This window comes from Bradyrhizobium sp. YCK136 (assembly GCF_044570075.1).
In the GTDB taxonomy this organism is placed as follows: Bacteria; Pseudomonadota; Alphaproteobacteria; order Rhizobiales; family Xanthobacteraceae; genus Bradyrhizobium; species Bradyrhizobium diazoefficiens.
Genome location: NZ_CP172424.1, coordinates 6,587,099 through 6,603,519, shown reverse-complemented (window position 1 = coordinate 6,603,519; position 16,421 = coordinate 6,587,099). Strand labels below are relative to the sequence as shown.

General features: G+C 65.0%; 7 protein-coding genes and 2 pseudogenes. 6 read left to right on the top strand and 3 right to left on the bottom strand.

Annotated elements, in window-relative coordinates; all coding sequences use genetic code 11:
* Nucleotides 1-36: 36 nt before the first annotated feature.
* The 4 genes and pseudogenes from ACFLEY_RS31820 to ACFLEY_RS31805 all read left to right on the top strand — a co-directional run bounded on the left by ACFLEY_RS31820 (nucleotide 37) and on the right by ACFLEY_RS31805 (nucleotide 8,821).
* Complete coding sequence (locus ACFLEY_RS31820; RefSeq protein ID WP_082756239.1) at nucleotides 37-2,340, top strand: methyl-accepting chemotaxis protein; 2,304 nt, start codon at nucleotides 37-39, stop codon at nucleotides 2,338-2,340.
* 237 nt (nucleotides 2,341-2,577) lie between these two features.
* Nucleotides 2,578-4,273 (top strand): annotated as a pseudogene (locus ACFLEY_RS31815) (methyl-accepting chemotaxis protein).
* Nucleotides 4,274-4,442: 169 nt separating this feature from the next.
* Nucleotides 4,443-7,634: an efflux RND transporter permease subunit gene (locus ACFLEY_RS31810; RefSeq protein WP_396604291.1), complete on the top strand. Its 3,192-nt coding sequence runs from the start codon at nucleotides 4,443-4,445 to the stop codon at nucleotides 7,632-7,634.
* Nucleotides 7,621-8,821: pseudogene (locus tag ACFLEY_RS31805) on the top strand (efflux RND transporter periplasmic adaptor subunit). Before ACFLEY_RS31810 ends, ACFLEY_RS31805 begins: the two are co-directional and overlap by 14 nt.
* Nucleotides 8,822-8,957: 136 nt before the next feature.
* Here the strand turns inward: ACFLEY_RS31805 and ACFLEY_RS31800 are convergent.
* Both ACFLEY_RS31800 and ACFLEY_RS31795 read right to left on the bottom strand, forming a co-directional pair.
* Entirely contained in the window at nucleotides 8,958-10,466 is a 1,509-nt protein-coding gene (locus ACFLEY_RS31800) for an acetyl-CoA acetyltransferase (RefSeq protein WP_060911098.1), read from the bottom strand.
* 166 nt (nucleotides 10,467-10,632) lie between these two features.
* Nucleotides 10,633-11,766 (bottom strand): nitronate monooxygenase, encoded by a 1,134-nt coding sequence (locus tag ACFLEY_RS31795; RefSeq protein ID WP_060911099.1) that lies wholly within the window; start codon nucleotides 11,764-11,766, stop codon nucleotides 10,633-10,635.
* 268 nt (nucleotides 11,767-12,034) lie between these two features.
* Between ACFLEY_RS31795 and ACFLEY_RS31790 the strand changes: the two genes are divergently transcribed.
* Nucleotides 12,035-13,693, top strand: coding sequence for an NAD(P)/FAD-dependent oxidoreductase (locus ACFLEY_RS31790; protein WP_060911100.1), 1,659 nt, complete (start codon nucleotides 12,035-12,037; stop codon nucleotides 13,691-13,693).
* Between the two features lie 113 nt (nucleotides 13,694-13,806).
* Nucleotides 13,807-14,682 carry a glutathione-dependent disulfide-bond oxidoreductase gene (gene yghU / locus ACFLEY_RS31785; protein WP_011085723.1) on the top strand — a complete coding sequence of 292 codons (876 nt, stop codon included), beginning with the start codon at nucleotides 13,807-13,809 and terminating at the stop codon, nucleotides 14,680-14,682.
* Between the two features lie 175 nt (nucleotides 14,683-14,857).
* On the opposite strand, the gene ACFLEY_RS31780 is transcribed toward yghU, so the two are convergent.
* The gene (locus ACFLEY_RS31780) at nucleotides 14,858-16,135 is read right to left on the bottom strand and encodes an acyl-CoA dehydrogenase family protein (RefSeq protein WP_028172378.1); all 1,278 of its coding nucleotides are present in this window, start codon (nucleotides 16,133-16,135) and stop codon (nucleotides 14,858-14,860) included.
* Nucleotides 16,136-16,421: the final 286 nt, after the last annotated feature.

Below are 16,421 nucleotides of genomic sequence, written 5' to 3'. Positions count from 1 at the left end.
AGCGGCGCCGTCGGCGGCGCTCTTTGATTTTGGCGCATGGCTTGGCGCCTGCTGACTTATTTCTCACGTGGGTCATACGGTTCCAATTCTTTACGGGTTCCCAACCCTGCGAACCTTAACTCGTCGCAGTGTTTTGGAGACTCAATCGTGAAGTTATTTTTATTTTCCGCCATTCGCTCCATCCAGTTGAAGATCGCCCTGATTGCCGGCCTCTGCCTGGCAGTGACGTGCATCGTGCTGATCGGCTACGGCCTCTTCTCCACGCAGAGCATGAACCAGTACGTGACCCACGAGGTCATGCAGCTGGTCGACCGTCAGACCAAGGAGAGCCTGATGAACCGGGCCTCCACCGAAGCCAACGCCATCAAGGCTGAGCTGGAGGTCGGGTTTGATGCGGCGCGCACCACCGCACATGCCTTCGCGACCCTCGCCGACGAGAAGACCGGCACTCCGATCGCGGCGCGGCGGACCCAGTTCAACGCGCTTCTGCGTCACGTGCTCGAGCTCAACCCTGCCTTCAACGGCACCTACTCGGCCTGGGAACCCGGCGCGCTGGATGGTGACGATGCGTCGTTCAAGGGACGCAAGGAGGCGGGATCGGACAATACCGGCCGCTTTCTGCCCTATTGGACGCGCAACGCCAGCGGCGCCATCGCCGTTCAGCCGCTCGTCGAGTACGACAGCAGCGAGCGGCATCCCAACGGCCTCGTGAAGGGCGCCTGGTACATCAACCCGAACACCACGGGTAAGGAAAACATCCTGGGTCCGTTGCCCTACATCGTTCAGGGCAAGGCCGTCTTCCTCGCGACCATGTCGGTACCGGTCATGATCGACGGCAAATTCCGCGGTGTCGCCGGCGCCGACTACAATCTCGACTTCGTGCAGAAGCTGGCCGTCAAGATCAACGGCTCGCTGTTCGAGGGCAAGGGCAAGGTCGCGATCCTCAACGACACCGGGCTGACCGTCGCCAACAGCGCCAATCAGGACGTGATCGGCAAGAACGCCTCCGAGGCCGACGCTCGCTGGAGTGAAAGCCTCGCCATCGTCAAGGCCGGCAAGGGCACGGTGCAGGACGATCCGAAGTTCGCCAACATCGACATCTATGCGCCGATCCGCTTCGGGCTCACCGAGAACGCCTGGTCGATCGTGATCTCGATCCCCCGCGACGTGGTGCTTGCGTCTGCAAGGCAACTCGACGCCTCGCTAAGTGCCCGTGCGACCTCGAACACGTTCTGGCAGCTCGGCGTTGGCCTGGTCATCGTGCTGGCGGCGATCTTCCTGATCTCGTTCGCCGCACGCAAGATCGCGCGGCCGATCCAGGATTGTGCCAATTTCGCCGATGGCATCGCCAAGGGCGATTTCAATCAGCAGCTCGGGATCGAGCAGGCCGACGAGGTCGGTAGGCTGGCGACGTCGCTCAGGTCGATGCAGGGCGACATCAAGCGCAGCATCGAGCAGCGTGCCCAGGACCAGGCGGCTGCCGACCGCGAGCGCCGGCGCGCGATGAACGAGCTGGCCGACAGCTTCGAAGCGTCGGTCGGCGGCATCGTGGAGACGGTGTCGGCCGCGTCCGGTGCGCTGGAATCCTCGGCCGGAACGCTCAGCTCGACCGCCGAACGGGCGCAACAGCTTACCAAGGTCGTCGCTGCGGCGTCAGACCAGGCATCGGGCAACGTGCAGTCGGTGGCCTCGGCAACGGAGGAGATGGCCTCTTCGGTCGGCGAGATCAGCCGTCAAGTGCAGGAATCGGCGCGGATGGCGAGCGACGCCGTCGGCCAGGCCCGAGCCACCACCGAGCGCGTCAGCGAGCTCTCCAGGGCGGCCGCCCGCATCGGCGACGTCGTCGAGCTGATCAACACCATCGCCGGCCAGACCAACCTGCTCGCGCTGAACGCCACTATCGAGGCGGCACGCGCCGGCGAGGCCGGCCGCGGCTTCGCCGTGGTGGCCTCCGAGGTGAAGGCGCTCGCCGAGCAGACCGCGAAGGCGACCGGCGAGATCGGCCAGCAGATCTCCGGCATCCAGCTTGCGACCAACGACTCGGTCGGCGCGATCAAGGAAATCTCCTCGACCATCGAGCGTCTGTCGGAGATCTCGTCGGCGATCGCCGCCGCGGTGGAAGAGCAGGGCGCGGCCACGCAGGAGATCGCCCGCAACGTGCAGCAGGCGGCGCAAGGAACCCAGCAGGTCTCTTCCAACATCACCGACGTGCAGCATGGCGCGACCGAGACCGGCACGGCCTCTTCGCAGGTGCTGTCGGCGGCGCAAATGCTGTCGAACGACTCGGGCCGGCTCAAGAACGAGGTCAGCAAGTTCCTGACCAACGTCCGCGCCGCGTAGACCCTCGCACAACCCGTCGATCGAGTGAGGAGCGGCGCCAAAAACATCGCTCCTTTCATTCTTCCGGTAGCATGATGTCGCTTTTAGGTGGCGTTACGAGGGGCACCCGTAGTCTTGCGGACAGATCGTTTCATCGATGGTTAAAGCGGATTTTCAAGAATTGGGCGAGGGCGGTCTCGCGCTGCGGCAGTCCTGATTGGAATGATTTCAGACTGAATTCGGTCTTTGGGGGCTTCGATGCGCAAGAATTTTCCTGTCACTGATGTCGAATATCCGGTCAGTGACGAGACACTGATCGTCTCCCGGACCGACCTCAAGGGCAAGCTCACCTACTTCAACGAGGATTTCCTCGCCGCCGCCGGCTTCACGTCGGCCGAGCTGATGGGCCAGCCGCACAACATCGTCCGTCATCCCGACATGCCGCCGGAGGCGTTCGACAATCTCTGGGACGCGCTGAAGGCCGGCAAGCCGTGGCTCGGCGCGGTGAAGAACCGCCGCAAGAACGGCGACTTCTACTGGGTGCTGGCGACAGCCTCGCCGATCCGCGAGAACGGCCAGGTCACCGGCTATACCTCGATCCGCACCAGGCTGCCGGCCGACCAGCGCAAGCTTGCCGAAGAGGTCTATGCCGCGATCCGCGAGAAAAAGCCGCATGGTTATCGCGTCGATGCCGGCATCATCCGCCGCCGCTCGCTGCTCGACCGCTTCAGCGTCTTCACCGGGACGCTGAAGGCGCGCCTGGTCACGACGATGACGCTCCAGGCGCTGTTCATGCTGGCGCTCGGCATCGGCGGCGCGCTCTCCACCGGCGGTTCGACCAGCCTGGTTCTGACGCTGCTGGCCTTGGTCGGCATCGCCATCGTCGGCTTCGCCGGCCTTGCGACCATGCGCGCGATCCAGGGCCCGATGCGGCACCTCAACGACACCATGCTCAACCTCGTGCAGGACAAGCTCGACAACCGCATCGTCATCGAACGCGACGACGAGATCGGCGAGGCGCTGCGCAACCTCCAGACCGTGCAGACCATCATCCGCTTCAGCCGCGACGAGGTCCAGGCGGTGCAGCGCCGCGCCGAGGAGCAAGCGCAAGGCCGGCATGACCAAACTTGCCGACGGCTTCGAGGCCGCGATCGGCGAGATCGTCGAGACCGTGTCGTCAGCTGCGACCGAGCTCGAGGCGTCGGCCTCGACGCTGTCCTCGACGGCGGGCCGGGCGCAGGAACTGGCGACGGTGGTCGCAGCCGGCTCGGAAGAAGCTTCCACCAACGTCCATTCGGTGGCATCGGCCGCCGAGGAGATGTCGTCGTCGGTCCACGAGATCGGTCGCCAGGTGCAGGATGCCACCCGGATTGCGAGCGAGGCCGTCAGCCAGGCGCACGCCACCACCGAACGCGTCAGCGAGTTGTCGCGGGCGGCCTCTCGGATCGGCGACGTCGTCGAGCTCATCAATGCCATCGCGGGCCAGACCAATCTCCTGGCGTTGAACGCCACGATCGAAGCGGCACGTGCCGGCGAGGCCGGCCGCGGCTTTGCGGTTGTGGCTTCCGAGGTCAAGGCGCTCGCCGAACAGACGGCGAAGGCGACCGGCGAGATCGGCCAGCAGGTCGGCGGCATCCAGGCGGCGACGCAGGAATCGGTCGGCGCCATCAGCGAAATCTCCGGCACCATTGCGCGTCTTTCCGAAATATCCTCGGCGATCGCCGCAGCCGTGGAGCAGCAGCGCGCGGCGACCCAGGAGATCGCCCGCAATGTGCAGCAGGCGGCCAACGGCACCCAGCAGGTGTCTTCCAATGTCGGCGACGTCCAGCGCGGCGCATCCGAAACCGGATCGGCGTCTTCGCAGGTGCTGTCGGCGGCGCAGATGCTGTCCCGCGACTCCAACCGCCTCAAGCTCGAGGTCGGCAAGTTCCTGAACTCCGTCCGCGCAGCGTGACGCGTGCGGCCGCATAGCTGCGATGCCGATTTCGCAGTGCGGTAGCAGGGAAGTGAATGCAGGAAAGCTGCCGGTGATTAGCGTTTCCGACGGTGCTCAGGTAAAGGGGAAATAGGATCCCCGTGGGGGCGGATTCCGTATCCCTGCCTGACCTGGAATTGCCTGGCGCATGATTGCTCTGGTCCGTATTGCCCTGAGCCGACCCTATACGTTTGTCGTGCTCGCGCTCCTGCTCCTGATCATCGGACCGCTGGCGGCCCTGCGGACGCCGACCGACATCTTCCCCGACATCCGCATTCCCGTGATCGGCGTGGTCTGGCAGTACACCGGCCTGCCGCCCGACCAGATGTCCGGCCGCATCACGACGCCGTTCCAGCGTGCGCTGACGACGACGGTCAACGACATCGAGCATATCGTCGCCAACTCCTATAACGGCTTTGGCATCATCAAGATCTTCTTCCAGCCGAACGTCGACATCCGCACTGCCAACGCACAGGTCACAGCGATCTCGCAGACGTTGCTCAAGCAGATGCCGCCGGGCGCGACGCCGCCCTTGATCCTGAACTACTCCGCCTCGACCGTGCCAATCATCCAGGTGGCCTTGTCGGGCGACGGCCTGACCGAGCAGAACCTCGCCGATATCGGCATTAACAATCTGCGCACCCCGCTGGTCACCGTGCCTGGTGCGGCGATTCCGTATCCGTTCGGCGGCAAGCAGCGCCAGGTCCAGATCGACCTCGATCCGACCGCGCTCCAGGCCCGCGGCCTGTCCGGCCAGGACGTCGCCAACGCGCTGGCCGCCCAGAACCTGATCACGCCGGTCGGCACCCAGAAGATCGGCACCTTCGAATACAACATCCAGCTCAACAACTCGCCGCTGAAAATCGACGAGCTCGGCAACCTCCCAATCAAGACCGTCAACGGCGCGATGGTCTATGTGCGCGATGTCGCGACCGTCCGCGACGGCAATCCGCCGCAGACCAACATCGTTCATGTTGACGGCAATCGCTCGGTGCTAATGATGGTGCTGAAGGCGGGCGCGACCTCGACGCTCGATATCATCGCCGGCATCAAGCAGAAGGTGATCGAGGTCAAGGACCAGCTCCCGGACGCGCTGAAGATCGGCTTCATCGGCTTCATCGGCGACCAGTCGGTGTTCGTTCGCGGCGCGATCGAGGGCGTCGCCTTCGAGGGCGTGATCGCGGCGCTGCTGACCAGCGTCATGATCCTGCTGTTCCTCGGCAGCTGGCGCTCGACCATCATCATCGCGGTCTCGATCCCGCTGTCGGTGCTGGGCGCCATCATCATGCTCTCGGCGATCGGCGAGACGCTGAACATCATGACGCTCGGCGGTCTCGCGCTCGCCGTCGGCATCCTCGTCGACGACGCCACCGTGACCATCGAGAACATCAACTACCATCTGGAGCAGGGCAAGCCGGTCGAGCAGTCGATCCTCGACGGCGCCAACCAGATCGTCACGCCGGCCTTCGTCTCGCTGCTCTGTATCTGCATCGTGTTCGTGCCGATGTTCTTCCTCACCGGTGTCGCGCGCTTCCTGTTCGTGCCGATGGCCGAAGCGGTGATGTTCGCGATGATCTGGTCGTTCATCCTGTCGCGCACGCTGGTGCCGACCATGGCGAACTATCTGCTTAAGGCGCACGTCCATCACGAAGGCGAGCCGCCGAAGTCGCGCAATCCGCTGGTCTGGTTCCAGCGCGGGTTCGAGAAGCGTTTCGAACGCATTCGCGGCGGCTACCATGATTTCCTTGGGCTGGCGCTGGCGCATCGCGCGGTGTTCGTGATCGGCTTCCTCTGCGTGGTCGGTGCGTCCTTTGCGCTGGTGCCGTTCCTCGGGCGCAACTTCTTCCCCGCGGTCGATGCTGGCAACATCCTGATGCATGTCCGCACCCAGGTCGGCACCCGCGTCGAGGAGACCGCGAACCAACTCGCTGACGTGCAGAAGGCCGTGCGCAAGCTGATCCCGGGTGAGATCGAGACCATGACCGACAACATCGGCATGCCGATCTCCGGCATCAACATGACCTACAACAACACCGGCGTGATCGGCCCGCAGGACGGCGACATCCAGATCAAGCTGAGGGAAGGCCACAAGCCGACCGAAGAGCACGTCAAGGTGCTGCGCGAGCAGCTGCCGCGGCTCTTCCCCGGCGTCAGCTTCGCGTTCCTGCCGGCCGATATCGTCAGCCAGATCCTGAACTTCGGTGCGCCGGCGCCGATCGACCTTCAGATCCGCGGCGCCAATATCAGTGCCAACTTCGCTTACGCCAACAATCTGCTGGCCAAGGTCCGCAAGATTCCCGGCGTTGCCGATGCGCGCATCCAGCAATCGCCGAACAACCCGACCTTCAATATCGATGTCGACCGTACCCGTGCGCAATATGTCGGCCTGACCGAGCGCGACGTCACCAACAGTCTCGTGGTCAATCTTGCCGGTTCCTCGCAGGTGGCGCCGACCTACTACCTCAATCCGGATAACGGCGTGTCCTATTCGATCGTGATGCAGACGCCGCAATACCAGATCGACTCGCTCGGCGCGCTGCAGACGCTGCCGATCACCGCCACCGGCAACGCGCAGTCGCCGATCCTCGGCGGCATCGCCGACATCAAGCGCTCGACGTCGAGCGCGGTGGTGTCGCAATACGACATCCAGTCGATGGTGCAGATCTTCGCTACGACCTCGGGCCGCGATCTCGGCGCGGTTGCCGCCGACATCCGCCAGGTGATCGCCGACACCGCGAAGGAGGTGCCGAAGGGATCTTCCGTCGTGCTGCTCGGCCAGGTGCAGACCATGAACAGCGCCTTCACCGGCCTGCTGTTCGGCCTGCTTGGCGCCGTCGTGCTGATCTACTTCCTGATCGTCGTGAATTTCCAGTCCTGGTCCGACCCGTCGTTCGTGATCATCACGGCGCTGCCGGCCGCGCTCGCCGGCATCGTGTGGATGCTGTTCATGACCGAGACCACGCTGTCGGTCCCGGCGCTCACCGGCGCCATCATGTGCATGGGGGTTGCCACCGCCAACAGCGTGCTCGTGATCTCCTTTGCGCGCGAGCGCTACGCGGAGCTCGGCGATCCCGTTGCGGCTGCGCTCGAAGCCGGCTTCGTCCGGTTCCGCCCGGTGTTGATGACCGCGCTTGCCATGATCATCGGCATGGCGCCGATGGCTCTGGGCCTCGGCGAGGGCGGTGAGCAGAATGCGCCGCTCGGCCGCGCCGTGATCGGCGGCCTGATCTTTGCAACCTTCGCCACGCTGATGTTTGTTCCCGTGGTGTTCAGCATGGTACACAAGAAACAAGGCGCCGAAGCCGCCGCCCCCTTGGAGACTCCGCATGTCGCCCACTGAATCCCGCTCCCCGGTGTCGCACCGGAAACTGGGCATCTTCGGCGTGGTGGCGCTGATTGCGGCAGGCCTTGTCGTCGGCACCGGCATCCGCGCGCGCGAGGAGCAAGGCTCCAAGCTGAAGGATTGGACCGACGATCAGGCCGTTCCCAGCGTCGCGGTGACCCAGCCCAACGCCAAGGCGCTCAACGCCACCCTCGATCTGCCGGGCCGATTGGAGGCCTACTACCGTGCCCCGATCTTCGCGCGCGTGTCGGGTTACCTGAAGAGCTGGAGCGCCGACATGGGCGCGCGCGTCAAGGCCGGGCAGGTGATTGCCGAGATCGAGGCGCCCGACCTCGACCAGCAGCTCTTGCAAGCCCGCGCCGACCTCGCCAGCCAGCAGGCCAGCGCAAGGCTGTCGGAGGCAACGCTGAACCGGCGCAAGACGCTGGTCGCCTCCAACTTCGTCTCCGCGCAGGAGATCGACGAGCGCACCGCCGATCTTTCCAACAAGAACGCCGCGGTGCATTCGGGGCAGGCCAATGTCGAGCGGCTGGAAGCACTGGCCGGCTACAAGAAGATCACCGTTCCGTTCGACGGCGTGGTCACGGCGCGCGATACCGACGTCGGTGCGCTGATCAATGCCGGCGGCGGCTCGGGCCCGGCAATGTTCGTGGTCTCGGACATCACCAAGCTGCGCGTCTATGTCAACGTGCCAGAATTACGTGCCGGCCATCAAGATCGGCGCAAAGGCCACCATCGCGCTGCCGGAGTATCCGAACCGGACCTTCCAGGCGACGGTTGAAGCGTCTTCGCAGGCCGTCGACGTTGCCTCCGGCACCACGCGCATGCAGCTTGGCCTGGACAATTCCTCGGGCGAGCTGATGCCCGGCGGCTATGCTAGCGTGAAGTTGAGCCTCCAGCGCGGCTCTGCGCCGCTCAGCATTCCCGCCAGCGCGCTGATCTTCAACGGCAGCGGCCTGCGTGTCGCGACCGTCGGTGCGGACGACAAGGTGCTGTTCAAGGCCGTGACGATCGCGCGCGATCTTGGCAAGGAAATCGAGCTCGCATCAGGCATCACGCCGGACGACCGCGTCATCACCGCCCCGCCGGACGGCCTGTCCGACGGCGATCAGGTCCGCGTGGTTGGCGCCGGCGCCAGGGGCAAGCCGGCCACCGCGTCGGAAAAGCAGGCGCCGAAGAGCTGATGAGTGGCATGGTCATTCCGGGGCGGCTCGAAGAGTCCGGTAGGGTGGGCAAAGCGAAGCGTGCCCACCACGGCAAAGTGATCGCAGAGAAAATGGTGGGCACGGCGCAAGAGCGCCTTTGCCCACCCTACGAGAGCTAAGCCACCCGCCACTCCGGTACGCCATCGCCGGCCATCGCGATCTCGCCAAGCGAGCCGACCGGCGTGCGATCCATGTTGAGGAGATGCGCCAGCGTCGCGCTATCGCCCGCGGGTATCCGCGCCAGCGTGCGGCGGTCATCCTCCGTGCGCAGCATCACCACACCGTGCTCGACATCCCCGCCGCGGCTGTAGAGCACCGTAAAGCTCTCGACCTTGCCCTTGCCTGAGGCTTCCGCGACGAAGTCCGGCACCGCGCGCTTGTTGCGGTCGGCCTCTCCTTGCACGCTCGTCTCCTGCGCCAGCGCCTCGCGCGGAGGCGCCTTTGAAACCACCAGCGCATGATGCTTGGTGACGAAGCCGCCCTGGCCGTAGAGCAGGCCGAGCCTGGCGCCATCGCGCAGGCGCCGCACCATCGCGCAGGCCGCATGCGTCATGTAGGTGTTGAGCGGCGCGCCGAAGAAGGTGAGGCCGCCGGTCACGGTCGGCTGCACGTCGGCGGAAAGGCCCAGCGTCCGCCGCGCCATCTTGGGCACGCAGGGGAAGCAGCTATAGAGTTCGATTGCGTCGAATTTTTTGCCGTCGCCGCCGGCGATATCCATCACGGCCTTCAGTACCGCGTTCTGCGGATGGCTCTCGTAGAACTGGTCGCGCAGCAGGTAGTCGCGCGGCTCTTCCGCCGAGGCTCCGCCGAGCGGATAGACGAGCTTGTCTTCCGCGATGCCGGCCGCGCGCGCCTTGGCAAGGCTGGTGAGCAGCAGCGCGCCACCCATGTTGACGCTGGGATTGGCGACCATGAGCTTGTTGTAGGGCCAGGCGATCAGCCGGTTGTCCGCGGTCGGCGTCGTGATCTCCTCCGGCGCATAGCGTCGCTTCAGCCAGGCACTCGGATTTTGCGCGGCGGCTTCCGAATAGCGCGACCACAGTGTGCCTGACTCCGCCATCGCCTCGCGCGGCGTCTGGCCCCAATGCGCGGACGAGGCCGCCTCGTAGAACGGATAGACCGTGACGGGCCGGAACACGCCGAGCTTCACGGCCAGCGGCTTCTGGAATGCCGCGCCGCGCTTGGGCTCCTCGACATCATGCGCGAACGGCGTCCATGGCAGCTTTGCGCCGGCGCGCTCGGCCTTGGTGGCGGTCGACTGCGCCTCCGCGCCGCAGACCGCGGCAACGCTGCATTCCCCGCGCGCGATACGCTTTGCCGCCTCGTGGATGTAACGGATCGGGCTCTCGCCGCCGACCGGGCCGTAATAGCAATGCGAAGGCGTGATCCCGAGCCGCTGCGCCAGCAGCTTTTCCGGGTCGCGGTAGCGCCAGCTCAGGAAGTTGACGACGTCGAGCGACTGCACCTCGCCGAGCAGCTTTGCCCCGGCATCCGCTTCAGCGCGTCGCAGCGCCTGTTCGAGCAGATCGAGCGGCTCGAGGCCCTCGGTGATCTCCTTGGGGCGGTCGACGATCTCGCCGATGCCGACGATGACGGGGATGCGGTCTTCGGGGATGTTGGTCATTTCTTCTTGCTTTACGGTTTAAGTCTCGGGCACGCCGTCGCCCTTCGAGGGCCGCTGAAGAAGCGGCCACCTCAGGGTGACGGCTACGGAGAAAGCGTCATCCTGAGGTGCGAGCCGAGCGACGCCTGCGGCGCTTGGCGAGCCTCGAAGGAGGGGCCGCGGGCAATCACTCCGCCACCAGCGCATTCATGTGCTCGACGGCCTCGGCAAACTCTTCCTTGAACTCCTGCACCACGGCGCCCGCCGACTTCACGCTGTCGATCAGGCCGACGCCCTGGCCGACGAAGTAGCTGACGAGATCGCGCGCTTTGGCGTTGCCAGCCGCCGCCGCGCGGTCGATCGAATTGAAGGCGTCGCGGCTGATGATGCTTTGCAGCGGCATCGGCAGTGCACCCGGGCTTTCCGGCGCGCGGTCCCAGGCATCGGTCCAGACCGAGCGGAGCTGCCGTGCGGGCTTGCCGGTGCGTCCCTTCGAGCGCACCGCGTCACGCGAGGACGCAGCGATCATCTTTTCGCGGAAGATTTCCGTCGTCTCGGCTTCCACGGTCGCGAGCCACACCGAGCCGGTCCAGGCGCCGGCCGCGCCCATCGCCATGCAGGCCGCCATCTGCCGTCCCGTCATGATGCCGCCGGCCGCCAGCACCGGCACGTCGCGGATCTTCTTGATTGCCTTGATCACCTCCGGCACCAGCACCATGGTCGACACCTCGCCGCAATGGCCGCCGGCCTCGGTGCCCTGGACCACGAGGATATCGACGCCCGCCGCGACCTGGCGTAGCGCGTGCTCCTTGGCGCCGACGAGAGCTGCGACCGGCACGCCGTGCTTCTTGCCCATCTCGATCATCGCTTTCGGCGGCACGCCGAGTGCGTTCGCGATCAGCCTGATCGGATGATTGAACGAGACCTCGAGCAGCTGAAGCGCCGTCTTCCCGTCGAACGGCTGCGGCTGGTTGTCGGCCACGTCAGAGGTCGTCAGCTCGATGTCGTACTTCTTCAGGAGGTCGCGCGTGTAGTTGCGATGCTCTTGCGGCACGCGCGCTTCCAGGCTCTTCCAGGTGACGTCCTTCTCGCCCGCCGTCGAGATGTTCTCGGGGATCAGCACGTCGATGCCGTAGGGCTTGCCGTCGACGTGGTCGTCGATCCATTTCAGCTCGCGTTCGAGCGTATCAGGCGTGTGCACGGTGGCACCTAACACGCCGAAGCCACCGGCGCGGCTGACGGCGGCGACGACGTCGCGGCAATGGCTGAAGGCGAGCAGCGGGAACTCGATGCCCAGCATGTCGCAGATCGGCGATTTCATGGCTCTCTCCCGGCGGCCGTCGCGTTGCTGTTATTGCTTTGCGTTCTTGTTGTCCTTGGCGAAGGCCGTGCGACGCTAGCCCATCGTCGCCGGCGATGCCAAGCCGGATTTCGCCGCGCATCTTGCGTATAGGCGCCACGCCACGCGAGGAGCCATTCCGTCGCGCAAAATAAGCGGAGCTGCGGCCGCGAATGAGCCTCTTGCGCTTTGGCCGACGTGAGAGAATGCTGGCGAACAACAACAGACAACAACGAGGGAGCGCCAACCGATGTCGCCAGCGCAATCGAGTCCGGCCAAGGCCAGCGAAGCCTACGACGTGGTCGTCGTCGGCGCCGGCTTTGCCGGCATGTACATGCTGCATCGGCTGCGCGGGCTTGGCTTCTCGGCGCGCGTCTACGAGCAGGGCGGTGATGTCGGCGGCACCTGGTACTGGAATCGTTATCCGGGCGCGCGCTGCGATGTCGAGAGCATGCAATATTCCTACTCGTTCTCGGATGAGCTCCAGCAGGAATGGGACTGGAGCGAGCGCTACGCGCCGCAGGCAGAGATCCTGAAATATGCCAACCATGTCGCGGATCGTTTTGATCTGCGCCGCGACATCCAGTTCGACACGCGCGTCGAGCGCGCTGTCTTCGATGAACAGACCAATGGCTGGTCGGTGACGATTTCCGGCGGAAAGACGGTCGAAGCGAAGTTCGTCGTGCTCGCCACCGGCTGCCTGTCGAACGCGCGCAAGCCCGACATCAAGGGTCTCGAAAACTTCAAAGGTCCCGTCTACCACACCGGCAACTGGCCGCACGAGCCCGTGGACTTCACGGGCTTGCGCGTTGGCCTTATCGGCACCGGTTCATCCGGCATCCAGTCGGCGCCCATCATTGCCGAGCAGGCAAAGCATCTCACGGTCTTCCAGCGCACCGCGAATTTCTCGATTCCCGCCCGCAACGGTGCGCTGACCGACGAGGAACGCAATGCGTTCCGGGAGAACTATCCGCAGATCCGTCGCTTCGCCCGCGAGGTCGCGCGCAACGGCATCTATGCCGAGCAGCCCGATCGCGGCGCTCTCGACGACAGCGAGGATGAGAGGTGCGCCAAATACGGGGCGCGTTGGGATCGCGGCGGGCTCACCTTCATGTACGCCTACAACAATCTCGGCCTGGATCTGGCCGCGAATGACACCGCCGCCGACTACGTGCGCGGCAAGATCACCGAGATCGTCAAGGACGCCAGCACTGCGGAATTGCTCCAGCCGAACAGCCATCCGATCGGCACCAAGCGCATCTGCATCGACACCGATTATTTCGCGACCTTCAACCGGCCGAACGTCTCGCTGGTCGACATCAAGACCAATCCGATCGAGGAGATCACCGCGAACGCTGTCCGTGTCGCGGGGGCAGATCACGAGGTCGATGCGCTGGTGATGGCGACCGGCTTTGACGCCATGACCGGATCGGTCGCCCGGATCGACATTCGCGGGCGCGGCGGGCGGACGCTGAACCAGAAATGGGCCGAGGGCCCCAAGACCTATCTCGGCCTGATGAGCGCAGGCTTTCCCAATCTCTTCATCATCACCGGGCCCGGCAGCCCGTCGGTGCTGTCGAACATGATCGTGTCGATCGAGCAGCATGTCGACTGGATCGCCGACTGCCTCCTCCACATGCGCAAGCAGGGCCTCGCCACGATGGAGGCGGACGGAGGGGCGGAGGACAAGTGGGTCGCGCACGTCAACGAAGTTGCCCATGGCACGCTCTATCCGCAGGCCAATTCCTGGTACATGGGCGCCAACATCCCCGGCAAGCCGCGCATCTTCATGCCCTATATCGGCGGCGTCGGCGTCTACCGGCGGATCTGCGACGAGGTCGCGGGGAAGGGGTATGAGGGGTTCGTGATGACACGGGCGGAGCAGCCGCGCAGGCTGGTGACGGGTTAGGCCGGATGCATGACACCGGCGTGAGGCCCGCGCCGGACGCAGAGCCGGCAGGGCTTGTCATCGGCCGCTCGCGGGCTAATTAATGCAGGCGCATCTTTCCGCCGGAGCCCCGCATGACTGACGTCCCCGCCTACGTGCCGCCCAAAGTCTGGACCTGGAACAAGGAGAATGGCGGGCAGTTCGCCAGCATCAACCGCCCGATCGCCGGCCCCACCCACGACAAGGAGCTGCCGGTCGGCCGCCATCCGCTTCAGCTCTATTCGCTGGCGACCCCGAACGGGGTGAAGGTCACGGTGATGCTGGAGGAGCTTCTGGCGCTCGGCCACAAGGGGGCCGAATACGACGCCTGGCTGATCAGGATCGGCAACGGCGACCAGTTCGGCAGCGGCTTCGTCGACATCAATCCGAACTCGAAAATCCCGGCGCTGATGGACCGCTCCGGCCCCGAGCCGGTCAGGGTGTTCGAGTCCGGCTCGATCCTGTTCTATCTCGCCGAGAAGTTCGGCGCCTTCCTGCCGAAGGACATCAAGACCCGCACCGAAGCGATGTCCTGGCTGTTCTGGCAGATGGGCAGCGCGCCGTACCTCGGCGGCGGTTTCGGCCATTTCTACGCCTACGCGCCGACCAAGATCGAATACGCCATCGACCGTTTTGCGATGGAAACCAAGCGCCAGCTCGACGTGCTCGACCGGCGCCTCGCCGACAACGAATATCTCGCGGGCAGCGAGTACACCATCGCCGACATCGCGGTGTGGCCCTGGTATGGCGCGCTCGCCAAGGGGCTGGTGTACGGCGCCGGCGAATTCCTCTCGGTGCAGGACTATAAGAACGTGCAGCGCTGGACCGACGAGATCGCCAAGCGTCCGGCCGTGAAGCGCGGCCGCATGGTCAACCGCGTCTCCGGCGACCCTGCCAGCCAGCTCCACGAGCGCCACGACGCATCCGATTTCGAAACCAAGACGCAGGACAAGCTCGCGCCGGCGACGTAGGTGTCGCTGTCTTCGCCTCTCCCTGCGTGCGGGGAGCTTCGTAGGGTGGGCAAAGCGGAGCGTGCCCACCACGTCATGCGAAGAGCCGAGACGGTGGGCACGGCGCGCGAAGAGCGCGCCTTTGCCCCCCCTACGGGACTCTCCCCGCAAGTACGGAGAGAGGGACGGATAGAGTTCAGGCCATGCTCAGCTCGTGCCGGCCGACGACCATCCAGTGCACCTCGTCCGGACCGTCGGCAAAGCGCAGGTGGCGCACGTCCTGGTACATCTCGGCGAGCGGGGTCCAGTGCGAGATGCCGGTGGCGCCGTGCATCTGGATGGCCTGGTCGATGATCTTGCAGGCGCGCTCGGGCACCATGGCCTTCACCATTGAGACCCAGACGCGGGCTTCCTTGTTGCCGAGCACGTCCATGGCCTTCGCCGCCTTCAGCACCATCAGCCGCATCGCCTCGATCTCGCAGCGCGCCTGCGCGATGATCTGCATGTTGCCGCCGAGATGGGCGATCTTCTTGCCGAAGGCTTCGCGGGTCAGGCCGCGCTGCACCATCAGATCGAGCGCCTTCTCGGCCTTGCCGATGGTGCGCATGCAGTGATGGATGCGCCCCGGGCCGAGGCGGAGCTGCGAGATCTCGAAGCCGCGGCCTTCGCCGAGCAGCATGTTCTCCTTCGGCACGCGCACATTGTTGAAGCGCATGTGCATGTGGCCGCGCGGGGCGTGGTCCTGGCCGAACACGTACATGGGTCCGAGCACCTCGACGCCGGGCGTGTCGCGCGGCACCAGGATCTGCGACTGCTGCTTGCTCGGCGCCGCATCCGGGTTGGTCTTCACCATCACGATGAGGATCTTGCAGCGGGGATCCCCTAGGCCGGAGATGTAGTACTTCTCGCCGTTGATGACCCATTCGTCGCCGACGAGCTTGGCCGTCGTCGAGATGTTCTTGGCGTCGGAGGAGGCGACGTTCGGCTCGGTCATGACATAGGCCGAGCGGATCTCACCGTTGAGCAGCGGCTTCAGCCACTTCTCCTTCTGCTCCTTGGTGCCGACGCGCTCCAGCACCTCCATGTTGCCGGTGTCAGGCGCCGAGCAGTTCATCGTCTCGGAGGCCAGTGGGCTCTTGCCGAGCTCGGAGGCGATATAGGCATAGTCGAGATTCTTCAGGCCCTGGCCGGTCTCGTCATCGGGCAGGAAGAAGTTCCAGAGGCCTTCCTTCTTGGCCTTGTTCTTGGCGACCTCGAGCACTTCGAGCTGCTTCGGCGTAAAACTCCAGCGGTCTTCCTTGCTCTCGCCGGCCTTGGCGAACTCGATCGACATCGGCTCGACGGTGTCGCGGATGAACTTCCTGACGTGATCGTAGAGCGGGCGAACCTGATCCGACATGCGGAGGTCGTTGAGCTCGTCGCCCGGATTGAGCGTGTAGTTGGTGGTGCGGGGAATGTAGGTGTGTTTTGTCATTGTTCCTCCCGGGGGCGCTGAGTTCGTGCTGAACGCGAGAATAGTCGCAGCGTGGCCAAAGTGCGAGCGCGCATTTTTCACGCGAGCCATGCCACGCGATGGAATATCGCGAGGGCGTTTGAAATGTTGTTTGAACGGAGTGAGGTGGCAGGCGCGGGCCGCACTCACGGTTGTCATCGCCCGGCTTGACCGGGCGATCCAGTACTCCGTGACGTCAGCGACTCACGGAGAAGCCGCGGCGTACTGGATTCCCCGCCTTCGCGGGGAATGACAGCGTCCTGGGGCA

What these genes read in the sequence shown, in the direction of transcription:
- ACFLEY_RS31820 (WP_082756239.1), top strand. Translation starts at nt 37, where the DNA reads ATGGCTTGGCGCCTGCTGACTTATTTCTCACGTGGGTCATACGGTTCC.
- ACFLEY_RS31810 (WP_396604291.1), top strand. Translation starts at nt 4,443, where the DNA reads ATGATTGCTCTGGTCCGTATTGCCCTGAGCCGACCCTATACGTTTGTC.
- ACFLEY_RS31800 (WP_060911098.1), bottom strand. Translation starts at nt 10,466, where the DNA reads ATGACCAACATCCCCGAAGACCGCATCCCCGTCATCGTCGGCATCGGC.
- ACFLEY_RS31795 (WP_060911099.1), bottom strand. Translation starts at nt 11,766, where the DNA reads ATGAAATCGCCGATCTGCGACATGCTGGGCATCGAGTTCCCGCTGCTC.
- ACFLEY_RS31790 (WP_060911100.1), top strand. Translation starts at nt 12,035, where the DNA reads ATGTCGCCAGCGCAATCGAGTCCGGCCAAGGCCAGCGAAGCCTACGAC.
- yghU (WP_011085723.1), top strand. Translation starts at nt 13,807, where the DNA reads ATGACTGACGTCCCCGCCTACGTGCCGCCCAAAGTCTGGACCTGGAAC.
- ACFLEY_RS31780 (WP_028172378.1), bottom strand. Translation starts at nt 16,135, where the DNA reads ATGACAAAACACACCTACATTCCCCGCACCACCAACTACACGCTCAAT.